This is a genomic window from Chondromyces apiculatus DSM 436, assembly GCF_000601485.1.
GTDB classification, from domain to species: domain Bacteria; phylum Myxococcota_A; class Polyangia; order Polyangiales; family Polyangiaceae; genus Chondromyces; species Chondromyces apiculatus.
This window is the reverse complement of sequence record NZ_ASRX01000105.1, coordinates 19,651-37,808: the sequence shown is the minus strand read 5'-3', so window position 1 is coordinate 37,808 and position 18,158 is coordinate 19,651. Positions and strand designations below refer to the sequence as shown.

Annotated in this window: 14 protein-coding genes; 6 read left to right on the top strand and 8 right to left on the bottom strand. The window is 72.0% G+C overall.

Going from position 1 to position 18,158, the window contains the following annotated elements; genetic code table 11:
• Nucleotides 1-13 precede the first annotated feature (13 nt).
• Nucleotides 14-1,057, bottom strand: coding sequence for a terpene synthase family protein (locus tag CAP_RS40305; RefSeq protein WP_156041587.1), 1,044 nt, complete (start codon nt 1,055-1,057; stop codon nt 14-16).
• 318 nt (nt 1,058-1,375) lie between these two features.
• On the opposite strand from CAP_RS40305, the gene CAP_RS40300 reads away from it, so the two are divergent.
• A complete protein-coding gene (locus CAP_RS40300; protein WP_044250957.1) occupies nt 1,376-3,541 on the top strand; it encodes a prenyltransferase/squalene oxidase repeat-containing protein in 2,166 nt (721 codons plus the stop codon).
• Between the two features lie 81 nt (nt 3,542-3,622).
• On the opposite strand, the gene CAP_RS40295 is transcribed toward CAP_RS40300, so the two are convergent.
• The gene (locus CAP_RS40295) at nt 3,623-3,967 is read right to left on the bottom strand and encodes a hypothetical protein (protein ID WP_156041586.1); all 345 of its coding nucleotides are present in this window, start codon (nt 3,965-3,967) and stop codon (nt 3,623-3,625) included.
• Nucleotides 3,968-4,318: 351 nt separating this feature from the next.
• Here CAP_RS40295 and CAP_RS40290 point away from each other — a divergent pair, with 351 nt between their 5' ends.
• The gene (locus CAP_RS40290; protein WP_044250951.1) at nt 4,319-5,089 is read left to right on the top strand and encodes a hypothetical protein; all 771 of its coding nucleotides are present in this window, start codon (nt 4,319-4,321) and stop codon (nt 5,087-5,089) included.
• A 168-nt stretch (nt 5,090-5,257) separates the two neighbouring features.
• Here CAP_RS40290 and CAP_RS40285 read toward each other — a convergent pair whose 3' ends face one another.
• Nucleotides 5,258-6,142: a hypothetical protein gene (locus CAP_RS40285; RefSeq protein WP_231511988.1), complete on the bottom strand. Its 885-nt coding sequence runs from the start codon at nt 6,140-6,142 to the stop codon at nt 5,258-5,260.
• A gap of 913 nt (nt 6,143-7,055) precedes the next feature.
• On the opposite strand from CAP_RS40285, the gene CAP_RS40275 reads away from it, so the two are divergent.
• The 3 genes from CAP_RS40275 to CAP_RS46680 all read left to right on the top strand — a co-directional run bounded on the left by CAP_RS40275 (nt 7,056) and on the right by CAP_RS46680 (nt 11,732).
• Nucleotides 7,056-8,678 (top strand): serine/threonine-protein kinase, encoded by a 1,623-nt coding sequence (locus tag CAP_RS40275; RefSeq protein WP_044250942.1) that lies wholly within the window; start codon nt 7,056-7,058, stop codon nt 8,676-8,678.
• A 73-nt stretch (nt 8,679-8,751) separates the two neighbouring features.
• Nucleotides 8,752-9,663 (top strand): outer membrane protein assembly factor BamD, encoded by a 912-nt coding sequence (locus CAP_RS40270; RefSeq protein WP_044250941.1) that lies wholly within the window; start codon nt 8,752-8,754, stop codon nt 9,661-9,663.
• 191 nt (nt 9,664-9,854) lie between these two features.
• Nucleotides 9,855-11,732, top strand: a complete 1,878-nt coding sequence (locus CAP_RS46680; protein ID WP_081865764.1) for a serine/threonine-protein kinase — start codon at nt 9,855-9,857, stop codon at nt 11,730-11,732.
• 363 nt (nt 11,733-12,095) lie between these two features.
• Here CAP_RS46680 and CAP_RS54615 read toward each other — a convergent pair whose 3' ends face one another.
• Nucleotides 12,096-13,640: a CDP-alcohol phosphatidyltransferase family protein gene (locus tag CAP_RS54615; RefSeq protein WP_052376809.1), complete on the bottom strand. Its 1,545-nt coding sequence runs from the start codon at nt 13,638-13,640 to the stop codon at nt 12,096-12,098.
• A gap of 75 nt (nt 13,641-13,715) precedes the next feature.
• Entirely contained in the window at nt 13,716-14,909 is a 1,194-nt protein-coding gene (locus tag CAP_RS40255) for a hypothetical protein (RefSeq protein ID WP_044250937.1), read from the bottom strand.
• A 264-nt stretch (nt 14,910-15,173) separates the two neighbouring features.
• Here CAP_RS40255 and CAP_RS40250 point away from each other — a divergent pair, with 264 nt between their 5' ends.
• Nucleotides 15,174-15,878: a type II toxin-antitoxin system RatA family toxin gene (locus CAP_RS40250; protein WP_231511987.1), complete on the top strand. Its 705-nt coding sequence runs from the start codon at nt 15,174-15,176 to the stop codon at nt 15,876-15,878.
• Nucleotides 15,879-16,059: 181 nt separating this feature from the next.
• Here the strand turns inward: CAP_RS40250 and CAP_RS40245 are convergent, their stop codons facing one another.
• The 3 genes from CAP_RS40245 to CAP_RS40235 all read right to left on the bottom strand — a co-directional run bounded on the left by CAP_RS40245 (nt 16,060) and on the right by CAP_RS40235 (nt 18,058).
• Nucleotides 16,060-16,515, bottom strand: a complete 456-nt coding sequence (locus CAP_RS40245; protein ID WP_156041584.1) for a hypothetical protein — start codon at nt 16,513-16,515, stop codon at nt 16,060-16,062.
• Nucleotides 16,516-16,517: 2 nt separating this feature from the next.
• Entirely contained in the window at nt 16,518-17,009 is a 492-nt protein-coding gene (locus tag CAP_RS40240) for a MarR family winged helix-turn-helix transcriptional regulator (protein WP_044250932.1), read from the bottom strand.
• Between the two features lie 173 nt (nt 17,010-17,182).
• Nucleotides 17,183-18,058, bottom strand: coding sequence for a class I SAM-dependent methyltransferase (locus CAP_RS40235; protein ID WP_052376808.1), 876 nt, complete (start codon nt 18,056-18,058; stop codon nt 17,183-17,185).
• Nucleotides 18,059-18,158: the final 100 nt, after the last annotated feature.

Sequence of the window (18,158 nt, the reverse complement as noted above, 5' to 3'; positions counted from 1 at the left end):
CCCCCTCGTGCCCTCATCCCCCGCCCATCCCCGCCACCCCTTCCAGCACCCCTCCCTCCCGCCGCTCCTCCGCGTGGAACTCCCCCTGCTCCAGGTACACCCCTCGGATCAGGTGCACGAGCGCCACCATCCCCGCCCCGAACCCCTGCAGCTCTCCCCCCATCCCCTCCACCAGCGCCTCCAGCTTCCGCAGGTTCCAGTCCCCCCGCTCCATCGCCTTCCGCTCCGCCTCGCCCTCCTCCATCCCGGCCGCCACCAGCAGGTTCACCCCGTTGTTCAGTTTCCCCTCCTCCCGCTCCCGGTCCACCGTCCGCGCGTCGTTGAACCACCGGATCGAAAGCCCCATGTGGAGCATTGCCCGCCGCACCACCGCGTCTTCCAGCGGATGCTCCGCGTATCCCGCGCCCGTCACCACCAGCACCGCCGCGAAGTACATCGGCGCGCCCGACGTCACCCACCCCGCGCGCAGGTACGCCTTCAGCGACGGCAGCGACCCGTCCATCCCTGCCTGCCGCTTGTGCACCAGCTCCGCCCGGTTCGCGAGGCACAGCGCCCAGAAGGCGTCCTCCCACGCGCCCAGGTAGCGCGCTGCCCCCGGGCAGGCCCGCATCTCTTCCCGCACCTCCGCGATCGCCCGCGCCAGCATCCCTGCGGCCGTGTCTTCCCGCGCCCAGCCCACGCCCATCGTCCCCCGCGCGATCTCCGCGTACCGCGCGCAGATCTCGTACGTCTCTCCGTCCGACAGATCGCCCAGCTCCCCGTCGACCACGTCGTCCAGCGCGAAGGCCACCAGACCCAGCTTGCAGAGCGCCAGGTGCTGCGCTGTCGTCCCTCCGGGCAGCGGCACCACGATCGCCTTGATCACCGGCACGATGCGGGCCGCCAGCAGGACCGGATAGCGCTGCTGCCAGTCGCACAACATGGGCGTGAGTTGCGCAATTCGCGCCACCACCAGCGTCCGCAGCCGCTCCTCTGGCCGCCGGCTCTCGCGCCACCCGCCCGCCGCATAGGTGTTCCGCATCTCGCGCATCACCCCGTGGTGTCGTCCGCTTCGCATCTCGACCTGCCCCTTTCCTGATCTCACGTTGCGTTTTTCGGCGCGTTTTTCGGCGCGTTTCCGGTGCGTCCTCGCGCACCTTGCAGCGCCTGCGGCCCTCGCGGCGCCCTCAGCGGAGCGCCTGCGCCTTCGCGGTGCCGCCAGGACCTCCCTTGGCACGCACCTTTCATTGAAGGACCGCAACGAACCACCGAGCAGCTTCCGTTCCAGAGGAGCGCTCCGTGCGTCGCCCTCTGCCTCGCGCGCCAGGAGCCCTCCTGCTCTCCGGCGGACCGCAGGGCAGGGGAGACGCGCGACACGAAAGGCCACGGCATCCCCATGAAGAAGATCCAGGACGTCCTGTTCGACGAGCTGCGCGCGCTGCTCTCCGTCACCGGCACCCACGGAGGACTGATGAGCCCATCCATCTACGACTCCGCCCAGGTCCTGCGCATCCTCTCCGCGCCTGGCCGCGCGCTCGCGCTCTCGGGCTCGGGCTCGGGCTCGGGCTCCGGCAGGGCCAGCGCACCGCGTCCCTCCAACGTGCGCGCCCTCGGAGCGCGCGCCGCGGATCCGCACCCCGCAAGCTCCTCCCGCGCCAGTGGTCCGCGCGCTGCAGGCTCCCCCAGCGCCCTTGGCGCGCGCGCCGTGGTCTCCTCCCACGCTCCCGCCGCCCACGCTTCCGCCTCTCGCGGTCCTGCCTCGCGCGCTCCCGACTCCCCCCGCGCCCTCCGCGCCTCCTGCGCTGCCGCCCTCGCCGCCACGCCTGACACCGCCTTTGCGGCCGTGCCTCCCGCCAGCCTCGCGGCCGTGCCTGCGTCCACCCTCGCGGTCGTGCCTGACGCCGGCCTCGCCGCCGCGCCCGGCACCCCCGACGCTGCCCGCGTCCTCGCCCTCCTCGACGTCTTCACTGTCGACACCGCCGCCGACATCACCAACAGCACCGACGCCCGCGCTGCCGCCGACGCCGCGGCCTCACCCGTCGTCGCCTGGCTCCTCGCCCAGCAGCGCTCCGACGGCGGCTGGGGCGATCCTGTGATGCCCCTGCACCGCGACATCCCCACGCTCTCCGCCGTCCTCGCCCTGCTCGACCAGCCTGCCCGCAAGGGCACCCGCGATGCCATCGCCGCGGGCCTCCGCTTCGTGCGCAACCAGTCTGCCGCGTGGTCCACCGCCCACATCGACGACCTCCCCATCGCTGCCGAGATCCTCCTCCCGCACCTCCTCGATCGCGTCGAGGATCGCCTCGGCCCGCCCCTCGACCGCAACGCGCCCTCCCACGCCCTCCGCTGCCTCCCCCGCGAGCCTTACGCCCGCCTCATGGAGCTCGGCGCGCGCAAGCGCCAGATCATCGCCCACCTCCCCCTCATTCCCGGCGTCCCCTGGCTCCACGTCTGGGAGACCTGGGGCACCGAGCCCTCCCTGGGCCTCATGGACGGCGCTGGCAGCATCGGCCACAGCCCCTCCGCCACTGCCGCCTGGCTCGCCGCGGCCGCGCCCTTCCCGGCCCTCGACGCGCACGCCGCCCGCGCCCGCGCCTACCTCCGCGACGTCTCCCGCGCCACTGGCACCGGCATCCCTGGCCTCGTCCCCGTCGGCGCGCCCCACGACCACTTCGAGCGCGCCTTCGTCCTCTACGCCCTGCTCATGGCCGGCATCCTCGACGACCCCCGCCTCGCGCAGGGCGTCACCACCGTGCTCGGCGACCTCGCCCGCGCCCTCGGCCCCCAGGGCCTCGGCATGAGCGACCACTACCTCCCCGATGGCGACGACACCAGCGCTGCCCTCGCCGTCATGCACGCCCGCGGCTTGCCCGTCGACCCCCACCTCCTCGACCGCTTCCGCAAGGACGACCACTTCATCGCCTACCCGGGCGAGATGAACTCCTCGCCCACGCTCACCGCCCGCTGCATCCACGCCCTCGCGGCCCTCGGCGAGACCCGCGACCTCCCCACCTTCCAGCGCTACCTCCTCGACCGCCAGGAGCCTGACGGCCGCTGGACCCTCGACAAGTGGAACCGCTCCTGGCTCTACGCCACCTCCCACGCCGTCCTCGCCCTCCTCCCCCCGCAGCCCACGCCGCCGTCGTCCGTGTCGCCCGCGTCACCTGCATCGCCCCCGTCCTCCACGCGCGCCTCGCACGCCGTGTCCACCATGCCCCTGGCGCATGCCGACGCCGTGCGCCGCGCCCTCGACGCCGTGCTCGCGGCCCAGTCCCCCGACGGCGGCTGGAGTTCCGACCCGCGCTCGAACCCGCGCCCGAACCCCACCGAGACCGCCTACGCCGTGCTCATGCTCGGCCACCTCGAACGCCACGGCGTGCAGCACCCCGGCCTCGGCCTCGCCCTCGAACGCGCCCACCGCTTCCTGCACCAGGCTTACGCCCCCTTCGCCCCCTCCGAGGCCAAGGTGAAGTGCTGGATCTCCAAGGAACTCTACCGCATGGAGCGCGTCGACACCGCCTTCGAGCTGAGCGCCATGCTCATGCTCGAACAGCGCGGCTGACCCCGACGCACCTCGTCACGCCGCACCTCGTCACGCCGCACCTCGTCACGCCGCGCCTTCCGCGCCTCACCTGGCGGCGCCTCAGCAGGGGATCTCCTCTTCCGCGCCTTCCGGAGGCAGTGGCTTCTTCGGCGGGCCGAGGATCTCCTCCGCGCCTTCCCAAGACGGTGGCCTCCTCGGCGGAGCCGGCCGGGCAGGGGTCCCTGGCCACCGTGTCGCGGCGTCGTCGAGGACCTGCATGCACACCATCCTGACGATCCGGGCGCGCTCTCCTGCGCTGCGGAGCGCCTCCAGCAGCGACCCCAGGCTGGAGGGCTTTGCCGCTTGCACGCCCCCGTCCACGCCCCCATGCGCGCCCCCGTCCACGCCCACCACGCTCGCGATCGCCCGCGCCTCCTCCGACCACCGCGCGCCCCCCAGCATCACCTGCAGAAACCCGAGCGCCTCATCGTCCTCGCCGAGCAGCCGCGCCCCGAGCAGCGTCCCCGCGATCGCCTCCCGCGCCCCCTCGTCCGACGCCTCCGCGATCCGGCGGAGCTGCCCCTCCCAGTACCGCGCGACGAGCAGCCGCCGGAAGCTCTCCTGCCTGAGTGGCGCGCCCGCACCTCCTCGGCCCCCAGCGCGCGCCCCACCGCCGCGCAGCGCTGCGCCTCCCAGGCCACACGCGCCAGGCCCTCCAGCAGCACGGCTGGTGCGGCGCCCACCGCTTCCCTCCCCAGCGCCCTTCCGCCGCTCCGACCCTTGCGCCTCACCCCCTCAACCCCCGATGCTTTGCGCATGCCTTCTCCCTCCGCCCCGCCCACCTCGTCGCCGACCCCGTCCTCGGCGCCCACCCCTGCGGCTTTCCTCGACCAACTCCTCACCGCGGCCCCCCCGCCCGAGCGCAACCACGCCTCCGTCATCGCCGACGCCTTCGCCTCCACCACGCTCGATCACGACGCCCTCGCCGAGACCCTCCTCGCGCGCTTCGAGGCCTACCGCGCCCGCTGCCCCCGCCTCGACACCGATGAAGCGCGCCCGCTCGCGTGGGCCTTCCACGCCGCCTGCGACGACGCCTTCGCCACTGCGCCCGCGCTCTCCCCGCGCCTCGCCCTCGCCAGCGCCCGCCTCACCCGCGCCCGCTTCGGCAGCGCGGAGGCCGCCACCCAGCTCATCACGGCCCTCACCCAGGCCCCCCACGACGAGCCCCTCTTCGACTACCTCGCCGAGATCGTCCGCGACCCGAGCGACACCATCTTCCTCGACGAGGCCATCTACAGCCTCCCCGAAGAGAGCCCCGAGCACGAGCCCCTCGTCGCCCGCCTCTGGGACCTCAACAACGAGCTGCGCCCCACGCTCCCGTCCTTCGACCAGCCCATCCTCCGCGCCCACGCCGAGGTCCCCGCCTTCTTCGCCACGCTCCGTGCCCTCCGCGCCAGCGGCAAGATCGCCGAGGCCACCTTCCGCTACCGCGCCGCCTTCGCCGGCTACCCCGGCCTCGTCGACGCCAAGAACGCCGTCGAGGCCGAGCCCATCCCGCTCCCCGAGGGCTACGTCTTCCCGCATTGAGGCGACCCCGAGCACCGGCCCCACGCCGAGGCGTCTCGCGACAACGGTCTGTTGGAGAAGGCTGTGCGGTGGGGAGCGCGCGCGGCGCTGCACGTGAAGCTTCTCGTGCAACGCCGCGCAGCGTCGGATCGGGATGGGGATCGTGGGCAGGTCAGGCGTGAGGGCGGCTCACACCCCGAGCTTGGCGCGCATCGCCTTGACCTTGGCCGCGGCGAGCTTGGCTTCCTTCTCGGCGGCGGCGAGGAGGGCCTCCTCCTGCGCGCGCTGCGCCTCGGCGGCGGCCTCGGCGGCCTCGGTGGCCTCCATCTCGGCGAGCGTGGCGCGGGCGAGAGCGAGCTGCTCCTCCAGCGCGGCGATGTGCTCGCGCATCTCCTCCGCGTCCTCCGGGCCTTCCTCGCCCCTGGCGCGGATCGGCTTGAAGAACAGGTCGGCGAACCCGCCCGGCAGGAACAGATCCGGCCGGCTGTGGGGCAGCTCCGCGAGCGCGCCGTGGGTCGTCTTGCGCAGCGCGTTCAGATCGTCGACGAACACCTTGCGCGCGCCCACCGTGCGGAACTCGCGGTTCTGCTGCTTCAGCACGCCGAGCGCCGTCACCGCCGCGTCGGCCTCGGCCACGGCGGCCTGCAGATCGGTCCCGATGGCGGCGAGCGCCGGGTTCGGAGAGCCGAGGAGCGACGGGACCCACCGCCGCATGGTGTCGAGCTGCGACGAGAGCACCGGGCGCTTGAGCTGACCGGGGCGCTTGTTCTCGAAGTACAGGGTGTAGAGCGCGCCGTCGCGGTCGGTGTTCTCCGCGAGGAGCGTGTGCGAGAGGCGATCGACGAGGTGATCGAGGCGGCTGTCCGCCAGGGTGATGCGCGCCGCGGCGCTGTGGATGTCGATCCAGTACTGCTTTTCTTGCCTGTCGAGCTCCCACCAGCGGTCGAGGCTGCTCTCGAACGCCGGCGCGTGCTGGCTGGTCTCGGGGTTGGCTCCGAGCGTCACCCGGGTGTGGGTGAGGTGCTCCAGTAACGTATCCATGGAAAAATCGGGGCGGAGTATTCCGGCTGTCATGAACGGCACGCTAGTCAGGTCCGCTGCGGCCACACAAGCGCAACGTGACGCCACAACCCTGCCCCCCCCACTGCACAATGGCAGCGTGAGGGGACGCGAATCGCGTGCCAGAAAAATCGGTGCGCGGAGGTGAGACCTACCCCGAGAGCGCCCCCGGATCACGCGCACACCGGGGTCGCGCGGGGCGCCTGCGCAGCATGAGGGAGGTGACGCGGGGCAGGTCAGGCCCCGTGAGGGGACGACAGGAAGCGTCGGCCGGCGCGCACGAGGGGTCCTGTCGGGTGCAAGGTGACGTCGCCTGCGGCGGGTGAGGGGTCCTTACACGCGCAAGATGGGTGCGTACGCGACAGGTGGGGGGTCCTTACACGTGCAAGGTGAGCGCGTACGCGGCGGGTGAGGGGTCCTTACACGCGCAAGATGGGTGCGTACGCGGCGGGTGGGGGGTCCTTACACGCGCAAGATGGGTGCGTACGCGACGGGTGGGGGGTCCTTACACGTGCAAGGTGAGCGCGTACGCGGTGGACGAGGGCTCCTGTCGCGCGCCAGGTGACGTCGTTCGCGGCGGGCAGGGGCTCCTGTCGCGCGCCAGGTACCAGCGGCCGCAGCGGATGAAGGGTCCTGTCGCGCGCGTGGGGCGGGGAGGAGGAGGGATGCTGCGGAAGCGGGAAGTGCCTGCGGTCTTGCACGTGTCTGGCACGATGCGTGCCGCATAGCTCCTCAGCCAAGGCGGTGCATCGGGCAGCGACCGTCTACTTCGGACGGCACCGTCGTCTTGCGGGGAGGTCTCTCCAGGTTCCATGAACCGGCTGCAACCGCCTGGGCCTGCCAGGCATCCCTATCTCTGTGCAGGGTCGTTTGACCGCTACGGACCATCGCTGAACGCGGTGACGTCCTGGCGCGGTGCGGAGAAGCCATGGCGGCGCCGGTTCAGCCTGGGGACGTGTTGCTGGGGAAGTACACCGTCGAGCGCGTGCTGGGCAGCGGCGGGATGGGGGTGGTGGTGGCCGCACGCCACCGCGATCTGCAGGAGGTCTTTGCGATCAAGTTCCTTCTGCCCGAGGCGCTCGCCGACGACAGCGCCGTGGAGCGCTTCCTGCGAGAGGCGCGGTCGGCGGCGCGGCTCAAAGGGGAGCACGTCGTCCGTGTCCACGACGTGGGGAGGCTCGACTCCGGCGCGCCCTACATGCTCATGGAGCACCTGTCGGGGTGCGACCTCCGGGTGCTCTTGCGCTCGCGTGGTCCCCTGCCCGTGGTGGAGGCCTCGGGCTACGTGCTCCAGGTCTGCGAGGCGATCGCCGAAGCGCACGCGGAGGGGATCGTGCACCGCGATCTGAAGCCCGCGAACCTGTTCCTGGTCCGCCGGTCGCACGGGAGATCGTGCATGAAGGTCCTCGACTTCGGGATCTCCAAGCAGCTCAAGGATGGCGCCCCGGACCTCACCCAGGCCGGCGCGCTCCTGGGCTCGCCCATGTACATGTCGCCCGAGCAGATGATCCGGACGAAAGAGGTGGATGGCCGGAGCGACATCTGGGCCCTGGGGGTCGTCCTCTACGAGCTGGTCACCGGCGTCTCCCCCTTCGCCGCCGAGTCGATGCCCGAGATCATCGGGCGGGTCCTGCAAGAGGAGCCGCCCGCGCTGAGCCAGCTCCGCTCCGGGATCCCGGCAGCGTTCGACGCGCTGGTGGCGCGCTGTCTTCAGAAGCAGCCCGCCGCGCGTTTCCAGGCGGTGGGAGAACTTGCGGAGGCGCTGCAGGATCTGCTCGGAGCCTTGCAGGCCCAGCGCATGTCCGCGCTGCCGACGACCACGACCACCTCCCGGGACATGCCGCGACCTCACGCGACACCCTGGCCTGGCTCTCCAGTGCCCGCCTCCACGCCCTCGGGAGTGGCATCCACGCCTCCACCAGCGGCATCCACACCCTCGGGAGTGGCATCCACGCCTCCGTCAGCGGCGTCCGCGCCTCCGTCAGCGGCGTCCACGCCTCCGTCAGCGGCGTCCACGCCTCCATCAGCGGCGTCCACGCCTCCGTCGCGCGCGCTCAGAGCAGCTCCCGGTGCGACCACCGTGGGCGCGGGCTGGGGACTCACGGGGCCACGATCTGCGGGTGAGTGGTCCAGGAGAAGACTCACCGCGCTGGTCGCCAGCGGGAGTGCCGTGGTCGCGCTGGGGCTCGGCGGTGCGTGGCTCGCCACGCGATCGACGCAGACAGCCACCGCGGCGGCGGACAGCCATGCGGAACTCGCTGCGCTGAAGGAGGGAGCGCCGAAGGGCAGTGAGGGCGTGGTCAGCGTGGCCAGCATGGCTGGCGCGGCGGCAGCCGTGGCTCAGGGGCCGGGTACCCCGTCGGCTCCTGAGCGCGACGCCAGTGAGCGTGGAGCGACGACCAAACCGACGAAGAAGGCGGCCGCGCCGGGGAAGGCGGGGGCGAGCAAGGCGGGCCCTGCGGACCCGGCTGCGGCGAAGCCGTCGGCGAGCCCCGCGACGCCCGCGGCCCCTGCCGGAGCCAGATCCAACAAGTGGGGCTCGATGATGTGAACGCGGTCATGCCGCGCGGCGGCGACTCGCGGGAAGGGGATAGCGGCGGATGAGACCTGCGAATACGCGACGGATGCCACGCTTCTCAGGGATCGTGCTGAGCCTCTCGCTCGGACTGGTTGCCGCTGTGGCCGGGGCGGCAGAGCCGAGCACGACGAAGACGGCGCAGCACATCTACGACCAGGCGGTCACGGACATGGAGGCCGGCAACTTCGCGCTCGCCTGTCCCCGCTTGAAGAAGGTGATCCATCTGCTGCCCGAGGCCATCGGAGCCCAGCTCACGCTGGCAGAGTGCTACGAGGAGCTGGGTTACCCGGCGAGCGCCCTGGAACATTACCTGGGGGCGATCGCGAAGGCCGAAGGCTCCGGCCAGCACGCACGGGTGACGCGCGCGCGCGCGAAGGCCGAAGCGCTCGCGCTGCGCATCAGCGCCCTCAAGGTGGAGGTGCCTGAAACGCTGAGGGGTCTCTCCGGACTCGAACTCTTGCTCGATGGGAGGCCCTTCGAGCAAGCGCGTTGGGGACAGTCCGTGCTCCTCGATGACAGGACCTACACGCTCGTGGCGTCCGCGCCAGGGTACCGGACATGGTCGAAGCAGATCGATCCGCCCGCGGAGCCTGCGGCGCTCAAGGTGACGGTGGTCCTGGAAAAGGCAGGTTCGGCCAATGACAAGCAGAAGGAGGAAGCGACGAGGCGGAAGAACACCAGGCAGCGCTCCGCGTCGATCGTGATGATGGGTGTCGGCGCTGGGATTGCTGCCACGGGAGGAGCCTTCAGTGCGGTCACGGAGGCTACTGGAGGGTCTTCCTCGGATCCGGGTGTCGTTGCACTCTGGTCCGGCGTCGCGGGGGGTCTGCTGGCCGGAGCGGGGGCGTTGATATTCTTCACGACTCCCCTCGGAGAAGCCTCGCCGGGGAAAGATGCCGCCGTGCATGCACGGGTCGGTGTCCACCCAGGTGGGCTGTCCTTCCAGTCAGCCTGGTGACGCGCATGAGGACCCGAGCATGCTCACGGGGGCTCACGGTGGACGGAGCGGCGAGGGGCGACGTCACACGCGTACGTGTGCATGAGCTGAAACTCCAGGGAGCCGGCGAGCATCGCTACTTACAGATGGGTCAGTTGAACGCCGCGGACGCCCGGAGATGCGGGCGCGCCCGGGCGTGAGGCGGGGTAGTCATGGGAGCGCCGGTTCAGCTTGGGGATATGTTGCTCGGGAAGTACACCGTCGAGCGGGTGCTCGGCACGGGCGGCATGGGGATGGTGGTGGCCGCGCGCCACCGCGATCTCGACGAGCTGTTCGCGATCAAGGTCCTGCTGCCGCAGGCGCTCGATGACAGAGAGGCGGTGGAGCGCTTCAAGCGGGAGGGACGCGCGGCGGCGAAGCTCAAGGGAGAGCACGTGGCGCGGGTGCACGACGTGGGGGAGCTCGCCTCGGGCTTGCCCTGCATGGTGATGGAGTACCTGGAGGGGCGCGATCTCGGGGAGGTGCTGAAGGTGCGCGGGCCGCTGTCCGTGAGGGACGCCGCGAGCTACGTGATCCAGGTGTGCGAGGCGATCGCGGAGGCGCACGCGCTCCACCTGATCCACCGGGACCTGAAGCCGGCGAACCTGTTCCTGGCCTGGCGGAGGGGGGCGAAGCCGTGCGTGAAGGTGCTCGACTTCGGCATCTCCAAGTGGCGCGCCAAGGGAGAGCGCTCGCTGACCCAGGACGGCTCGTTCGTGGGGTCGCCGCTCTACATGTCGCCCGAGCAGATGCTGCGCCGGAAGGAGCTGGATGGGCGGAGCGACATCTGGTCGCTGGGGGTGGTGCTCTACCAGCTCGTCACGGGAGAGGTGCCCTTCGGTGGGGAGACGATGGCCGAGGTGGTGGAAGGGGTGGTGCGCGGCAAGCTGGTCCCGCCGAGCCAGCGCCGTTCAGGGATCCCGGCCTCCTTCGACGCGGTCGTGGACCGGTGCCTCCAGAAGGTGGCCGGGGGGCGCTTCCAGACCGCGGAGGCGCTGGCCGAGGCGCTGGAGGGGGTGCTCCGCGACGAGGCCGCGCAGGCAGCGCCGCGGCAGTTCCCCTCGGGGATGACGCCACTGCCCGGGATCGCGACAGCGCAGCAGGGCGCAGCAGGGCAGGGCGCAGCAGAGCAGGGCGCGGCAGCGCAGGGCGTCGCAGCGCAGGGCGTCGCAGCGCAGGGCGTCGCAGCGCAGGCCACGGTGGCTGCAGCGTGGCCAAGGAGGCCGGAAGGAGCCGGGTGGTCCGGAGGCGCAGGCGCCGGGCAGCAGGCGGACGAGATCCCGCCGAGGGCGCCTGCGCATGCGGCAGGGGGCGCGGGGGTGATGCAGGGGTGGAGGGACGCGTTCGGTTCAGAGGGCGCGCTCAAGAAGGCAGGGATCCTCGAGAGGAAAACGGTGCCGTTGCCCCCGATGGATCTGCCCCCCATGGCAGAGACGGGCTCCGAGGCGGCTCCCGGAGGGATCACCCGCGGGACGAGTTCGGGGAGCACGGCACGCCACCCTCTCCCGGCGCTCTCCTGGGCGAAGATCGTGGCGCTGTTCGCCACGGCGAGCGCGGTACTCACGCTGGGGGTAGCGGGCACGGTGCTGCTGACCCGCGGCTCCGAGGTGGCCGTGGCAGCGCCGATCGACGCGCCGCTCCTGCAGAGGCGCGAGGCGGGAAACGAGACGCAAGGGCCAGGGCAGGAAGAGGCCCCGGCGCCGGAGGGAAGCGGCACGCCGAAAGACGCGGCGGAGACTCCGGAGCAGGGCGCGCCGGCCGCCACGCCACCGGCCGATGCCCCCGAGAAGAGCGAGGGTGAGCCGCGCAAGGAGGGGGAGAGCACAGCTCCGAGCAAGCCGCGCGCGCCGAAGGCCACGCCGTCGCGCGCTCCGAAGACAGGGAGCGTGACGCCCACGGCGACCTCCACGTCTGCATCCAGGGCCGCGGTGGCGCCCCAGGGGAGCGCCAAGACGCCGGCAGCAGGGACACCTGCGAAGACGACGAAGACGACGAAGACGACGAAGACGACGAAGCCCAAGGGCTTGCAGTACGAGCCCACGACGCTGTGAGCGCAGCGGGCGAGAGGTGAGGCGAGGTGAGGCACTGGCCCTGGAAGGGACAGTGCCTGGTCGTGAACCCATGCAGCATCTCGGGCACGCACGGGTGGGAACGCTGCCACCTCATTGCGCTCCTCGCACACTTCTAACCAGGCGAGGGCCTCTTCAAGCTCTCTCAGCCGCACATCCTGGGTGTCGCGTTCGTACCATCGGGTGACGACCTCCCTCAGACCTCCAAATGGAAATCGCCAGACTCGCTCGGGCGGGAACGCTGCCGCCAGCTCGCGCAAACCGCGCAGGTGATCAAGGTCGGGGCGAGCGCTTCAGAGGCACGCTTCAGCGGCGCCCTTCAGAGGTGCGCTACGAGGGCGCGCTTCAGTTCAGCGACTGGCTGGTCGAGCGCGGCGGGGGGAGGGTGCGGCGCGCCTCGCGGGGTGCGGCGGGGCGGGGGCGCTGCGGGAGGCGGCGCGAGGCCATGCGCAGGCGGCGGGGGGAAGGGGTGGTGAGCAGGGTGGTGAGGCTCGGCTGCGGAGGGGCGGCAGGCTGCGCGGCAGTGGGCCTGACGGGCGTGGTGGCAGGCGCCGTGAGATCTGCGGAGGGTGCAGGCGGAGCTGCAGGTGCAGGCAGGGCCGAGGTCGCGGCGGTGAGGGCCGCGGCAGTGAGGGCCGAGGTGATGGAGGAGGGCGGGGGGACGCTGGGCGCGGCGACGCTGGGCGCGGCGACGGGAGCGATGGTGGGGGAGCGCTGGGTCGGGGGCGCCATGAGGAAGGCGGAGACCGCGGGCGCGTGGAGATCGCGGACCTCGACGGGGATGAGGGCCGGGGCGGGATCGGGCTCGGGTGCCGGGTTGGGGATGGGGTTGGGCGTGGGCACCGGGACAGGGTCGGGGTGCGGCACGGGGTCGGGGCTGGGGACGGGGAAGGGGTTCATGGAGGGGAGGCCGGCCAGGGTGGCTTCGATGAAGGACGCGGAGGGCGCGCCAGGGCGCGCGGGGAGGTGAGCGCGGTAGGCGGCGACGAGTGCCGCGTGGACGCGCTGGTTGGGGTCGAGGCGCACGGTGGGCGGCGCCGTCCTGGTGGTGGTGGTGGCGGTGGCGGCGGTGGCGGCAGCGGCGATGGGCGAGGGCAGGGTTTTCACGGCGTGGACCTTGCGCGTGCTGGTGGGCGCGGGGATGGACGGCGCGCGGAGGGCGGCGCGGGTGCGGTGGATGAGGAGGAAGCCGGCGCCGAGGCCGACGGTGCCGATGAAGGCGAGGACGGTGACGAGGACGGGGTAGGGAAGAGCGCCCGTCGGGCCGAGGGTGGGCCACAGGGGGGCGACGATGAGCGCGGCGATGAGGTAGCCGAGGCGCTCGTGGCGGCGCATGACGCCGGCAGGGAGGGTGAGGCGGTAGATGTCGGCCTTGGCGCGGGCGTAGCTCACGAGGGAGGAGGCGACGAGCGCGAGGAGGATGACGGCGAGGGCCGGGGCGTGGTGGCGGTAGAAGAGGGCGAGGCCGGCGAGGGGCGCGGCGTCAGCGATGCGGTCGAGGCACGAGTCGAGGACGGCACCCGCAGGAGAAGCGCGGCCTCGGGCGCGGGCGACCATGCCGTCGAGGGCATCGAGGAGGGCGCCGACGATGAGGACGGCAGCGGCCGGCTCGAAGTGGCCGAAGGCGAGGAGAGGCGCGCTGGCGAGGGAGAGGACGAGCGAGAGGTACGTGAGTACGTCAGGGTCGACGCCGAGGCGGACGAGGAGGCGCGCAGGGGCGTGGAAGGACCAGTAGAAGGCCTCGACGACCCAGCCAGGGAGGATGACGCTGCCCGGAGAGGAGCCCAGGCGAGGCATGTCGGGCCGGCCCGCAAGGGAGAGCCTGATGCGGTAGCCGACGAGGATCGCTGTGCACAGGAGGAGCGCCAGGAGGCAGGAGAAGAGGACCACGCCAACCGCACTGCACGGACCGGGCCGGGCTGGCTCTGCCTGTTGCGCTCGGTGTGGTGGGCTCGGCTGGGTTCGTCAGGGGCAGGTGATGGTGGAGAGGTAGATGTTGCCCTCGCGCTCGGCGTAGGCGACGGCGAGTTCCTGGGTGGTGCTGTTCCAGGCGAGGGATGGGAAACGGGCGGCGGCGTCGCCGCTGACGACGAGGTCGATGCGCGAGGGGGTGAGGTCGTCGGCGAACAGTTCGAGGAACACGGACGAGGGGCCGTCGCGGAACTGGTAGTAGGTCACGGCGAGGTGGCTGCCGGTCCAGACGGCGCTGGGCCAGTTGGCGCTGCCGCCAATGGAGGGGACGATGACTTCTTCGCCGAGGGCGCCGTCGGAGGCGATGCGGGCGGCGTAGATCTGCTCGGAGCCGGAGCCGCCGCGGGAGTCCTCCCAGATGAGGTAGCTGGCGTCGTCGCCGAGGGCGACGCGGGTGGCAGCGGCGGTCACGCCGTCGTGGTGGACGGGGGTCATGACGCCGTTCGTGTCGGGGCGGCCGAAGCCGACCTTGCTGCCCTCGCTCCAGCCGATCCCGATCTGCGCGCCGTCGGTGGTGAGGCCGGGGAAGCGGGCACCGGGGAGTGTCACCGCGCTGCTCACCGAGCCGGTGGCGTCGGTGAAGGTGAGGCGGGAGCTGGTCTGGTCCATCCAGGCGATGGCAGCGCCGGAGCCGGTGGTCGCGCTGACGGGCCACGACTCGGCGGCGGTGCTCTGGCCGAGGTTGAGGACGTTGCCCATGAGGGTGCCGTCCATGCCGACGCGCTGGGCGCGGACGATGCTGCCGGTGCCCTCGGTGTCCTGCCAGAGGACGAGGAGGCCGTCGCCGGCAGCCGTGACGGTGGGGTGAGAGGAGTCCTCAGGCCCGGTGGTGATCTCGATGTGCTTCTGGACGGCGCCGTCGGAGCCGACGAGGGCGAGGTGGATGTTGCCCTCGGCATTGGCGCGGTCGGTCCAGGCGAGGGCGTAGCGGTCGCCAGCCCAGACGAGGGAGGGTTGGCTGCCGGGTGCGTCGCTGATGGGGAGGTTGCGGGCGGCGACGTTGCAGACATCGCCCGTGCCATTGCCGGTGGTGGTACCGGTGGTGCCGGTGGTGCCCGAGCTGGAGGAGCCTCCGCCTCCACCGGTGTTGCTTCCCCCTCCCTCTCCGTCATCGCCATCGCCGCCGCAGGCGCAGGCGAGGATGGTGAGTCCCACGGCCGACATCGAGACGATGGTTCGCTGGATCATGCTGGTTCGTGCCCCCTGATGTTCGTGTGTAGGGTGTGGAACCGGCTGTGGTGTTCGCAACGTCCGGCGAGTCCTGAGATTTGTGTCGTGGAATGGCTCTCGGCGTCCGACCAGGTAAAATCCCCCCCCATGCTGACGGTTCTTCCTGCAGGTTCCGAGGCCCGCTTCCCGCGCTGGTGGTGTGCGTCGCGTCGGTCGCGTCGGTGGCATGCGTCATGCGGTTCGCATGCGGTTCGCTGCGCAGCAGGTGCGGCTTCCGTCCTGATGCTGCTCTCCGGGTGCGGGGGATCGCCGGGTGCAGGGGGTGCAGGCGCAGGGGCGCAGGTGGGGAGGTCGGTCGCTGCACCTTCGGCGGGTGCGGCGGGGGCGGTGGATGCGGCCGACTCGGCCGGGTCGGCGCGGCCCACGCGGGTGGCGGCGGTGCCTGCGCAGACCACGTCGACGGACGCGCGGCGGACGTCGTCGATTGCGGCGGAGGTGGAGCCGGTGGCGGTGCCGATCGAGGGGTCGGAGTACACGCGGGGGAGGGCGACGGTGGTGGTGCGGGGGTCGCTGCCGCGGGTGCGGGAGGCGGTGCTGGGGTTCGGGAGCTACGCGGAGTTCATGCCGCACTACGAGGCGTGCCGGGTGCTCGGGCGGACGCCCGCGGGGGGGCGCGATGTGTACACGGAGATCTCGGCGCTGCACGGGGCCGTGAAGATGTGGGCGCGGAGCGAGGTGACGCGGAGGGTGGAGAGCGGGGTCGAGGTGATCGAGGCGCGGTTCCTCGAAGGGAACGTGGACGACTTCTCGGCGGTGTGGCGGCTGCGGCGGCTCGATGCGATGCGGACCGAGCTGTCGCTGGAGGTGTTCCTGATGCCGAAGCTGCCGCTACCGACGGAGCTGGTGAACAACGAGAACCTGAAGGGCGCCTCGAAAGGTGTGCAGGCGATGCAGGCGCGGATCGAGCAGAGCGCGTCGCCCGATTGAGGCGCGGAGCGAGTCCTCCGCTTCCCAGGTTCGTCCCCCGTCCTCGGCTCTGCGTTCGAGCGAAGTCACGGGGGTAGCGACCATCGGGAGCGTAGGGACCGAAGGTCCCTGAATTGCCGTACGCAGTACCGACCATCGGGAGCGTAGGGGCCGTAGGTCCCTGACCCAGGGTACGCAGTACCTAGCGGGTGCAGCCGGCGGAGGTGGTGCCGGCGTAGGCGTTGGCGGCGCAGTAGTTGAGGGAGGAGGCGAGGGTCTGGCAGTCGGCTTGCTCGCCGTAGTGGGCGATGCAGCCGTTGACGCTGCCCTCGTCGAACTCGAGGCAGGTGGTGCCGTTCACCATGGCGCGGATCAGGTCGGGGCAGGTGCGGGTGGTGGTGATGGTGCACCCGAGCGCGTCGAGCTGGGCGGTGTAGGCGTCGAGGAGGGCGCTGCAGGCGTCGGCCTCGGTGATGTGGACGCCGTTCGAGGGAGGGTGGAGCCTCCCGTCGTCCGGTCCGGGGTCCGTGCCGTCGTCGCCTTCGTCACCGCCGCAGGCGAGGAGGGTGCATGCGAGGGCGCTGCATGCGAGGGCGCGCGCGAAGGCACGGGCGGGGGGAGCGGCCAGGAAGGCCGCGTGCTGGGGGCGGAAGGGCATGATCATTCTTCGTCGGGCTCGGGGCCGAGGGAGCTTGCCAGGATGGTGAGCACTTCCTGGGCGGCTTCGACCTTGCGGCGCGGGAGGGTCTTGAGGGTGGAGCGCACCACGGCCTCGACGGTGCCGACGCGCATGGCGTCGAGCTCCTTGCCGCGGGCGGTGAGATCGAAGAGCGCGCGGCGGCCGTCCTTGGGATCGGTGCGGCGCTCGACGATGCCGCGCTCCTGGAGGCGGCGGAGCACGCCGGTGAGGGTGCTCGGGTGCAGCTCCAGGATCTCGGCGAGCTGACCGGCGGAGATGCCGGGGTAGCGGCCGACGATGCGGATGACGAGGCGCTGGGGGCCGGTCACGCCGATCTTGGACTCCATGCGCTTCGACATGGACTGGAGACCATGGTCGACGGCCCAGAGGAGCCTCATGAAGTCGAGCACGTCCCCGAGGCGGGGAGGGGCATCTTTGTCTTTTGAAGAAGGCGTCGCAGAAGAGAGACGCATATAAGCTCCGCGCTAGCTACATCGCCCGCGCGGCGTTGGCTAGGGGGCGGTGAAGCGGTTGGGGCACAAATGGGGATGCGGGTGAGCGCGCTCGCCAGCGGAATGGCGGGAGCGGCGCGGGGGGACCGTCGCAGTGCGTCGGGGCGGGAGGCGCAGGCGCGAGGGGGGTGGGGTCAGGGGAGCTTTCCGATCACCACATACTGCTCGGGGAGGTCCTCGGTGGCGATGGTGGGGGCGAGGCCGGCAGCTTTCAGCTCGGCGACGACCTGGTCGGGGGTGATGCGGTGGTGGCGGGGGGGGCCCTGGCGCGCTTCCTGGGTGAAATCGACGACGACCACGGCGCCGCCGGGGCGGAGCGCTTTGCGGAGGTGGGTGGCGTAGCGGGGGCGGTCGGGGATGTGGTGCCAGGTGTCGACGATGAGGATGCGGTCGACGGAGGCGGCGTCGAGCTGGGGGTCGTCGAAGGGGACGAGGCGGGGCTTGACGTTGGAGAGCTGTTCGCGGCGGGCGCGTTCGTCGAGGTGGCGGACCATGTCGGCCTCGACGTCGAGGGCGAGGACGACGCCCGAGGGGCCGACGGCGCGGGAGAGGTGGGGGAGGAAGTAGCCGGTGCCTGCGCCGAGGTCGACGACGGTCATGCCAGGGGCGAGGGTCATGGCGGCGATGACGTCGGCGGGCTTCTGCCAGGCGTTGCGGTCGGGGGCGTCGAACATGGGGACCCAGTCGGCCGCCTTCTCGAAGCGGTGGACGAGGGGGCCACCCTCGGGGCCGTGGTGACCATGGGCATGGCCACGGGGAGAGGGCGGGGTGTGGGCGGCGGGGGCTGGCGTGCCGTGGGCCTGGGGGGAGGCAGGGGGAGCGGACGGGTCGGTCGTGGACGCGGGCGCCGTGGACCCGGGCGTGGTGGGGGCCGGCGGGGTGGAGGCGCAGCCGCAGACGACGGAGAGCAGCGGCGTCAGGGCGAGGGCGGTGGCGAGCGCGGTAGCGAGCGCGGTGGTCCAGGTGGCCCGCGGGAGGGGAGGGCAGGGCGCGGTCGAGGGCTGCGGCATGGAGAATCCACCTACCACGTCTTGCGGGGGTGGCACGCGGCAGCGCGGTGCGGCGCGGTTGGGGCGAGGGCAGCGCTTTCCCGTGGCGTTCGTGAGGGAT

Coding starts and splice junctions, on each gene's coding strand:
- CAP_RS40305 (WP_156041587.1), bottom strand. CDS start 1,057: ATGCGAAGCGGACGACACCACGGGGTGATGCGCGAGATGCGGAACACC.
- CAP_RS40300 (WP_044250957.1), top strand. CDS start 1,376: ATGAAGAAGATCCAGGACGTCCTGTTCGACGAGCTGCGCGCGCTGCTC.
- CAP_RS40290 (WP_044250951.1), top strand. CDS start 4,319: ATGCCTTCTCCCTCCGCCCCGCCCACCTCGTCGCCGACCCCGTCCTCG.
- CAP_RS40285 (WP_231511988.1), bottom strand. CDS start 6,142: ATGACAGCCGGAATACTCCGCCCCGATTTTTCCATGGATACGTTACTG.
- CAP_RS40275 (WP_044250942.1), top strand. CDS start 7,056: ATGGCGGCGCCGGTTCAGCCTGGGGACGTGTTGCTGGGGAAGTACACC.
- CAP_RS40270 (WP_044250941.1), top strand. CDS start 8,752: ATGCCACGCTTCTCAGGGATCGTGCTGAGCCTCTCGCTCGGACTGGTT.
- CAP_RS46680 (WP_081865764.1), top strand. CDS start 9,855: ATGGGAGCGCCGGTTCAGCTTGGGGATATGTTGCTCGGGAAGTACACC.
- CAP_RS40255 (WP_044250937.1), bottom strand. CDS start 14,909: ATGATCCAGCGAACCATCGTCTCGATGTCGGCCGTGGGACTCACCATC.
- CAP_RS40250 (WP_231511987.1), top strand. CDS start 15,174: ATGCTGCTCTCCGGGTGCGGGGGATCGCCGGGTGCAGGGGGTGCAGGC.
- CAP_RS40245 (WP_156041584.1), bottom strand. CDS start 16,515: ATGCCCTTCCGCCCCCAGCACGCGGCCTTCCTGGCCGCTCCCCCCGCC.
- CAP_RS40240 (WP_044250932.1), bottom strand. CDS start 17,009: ATGCGTCTCTCTTCTGCGACGCCTTCTTCAAAAGACAAAGATGCCCCT.
- CAP_RS40235 (WP_052376808.1), bottom strand. CDS start 18,058: ATGCCGCAGCCCTCGACCGCGCCCTGCCCTCCCCTCCCGCGGGCCACC.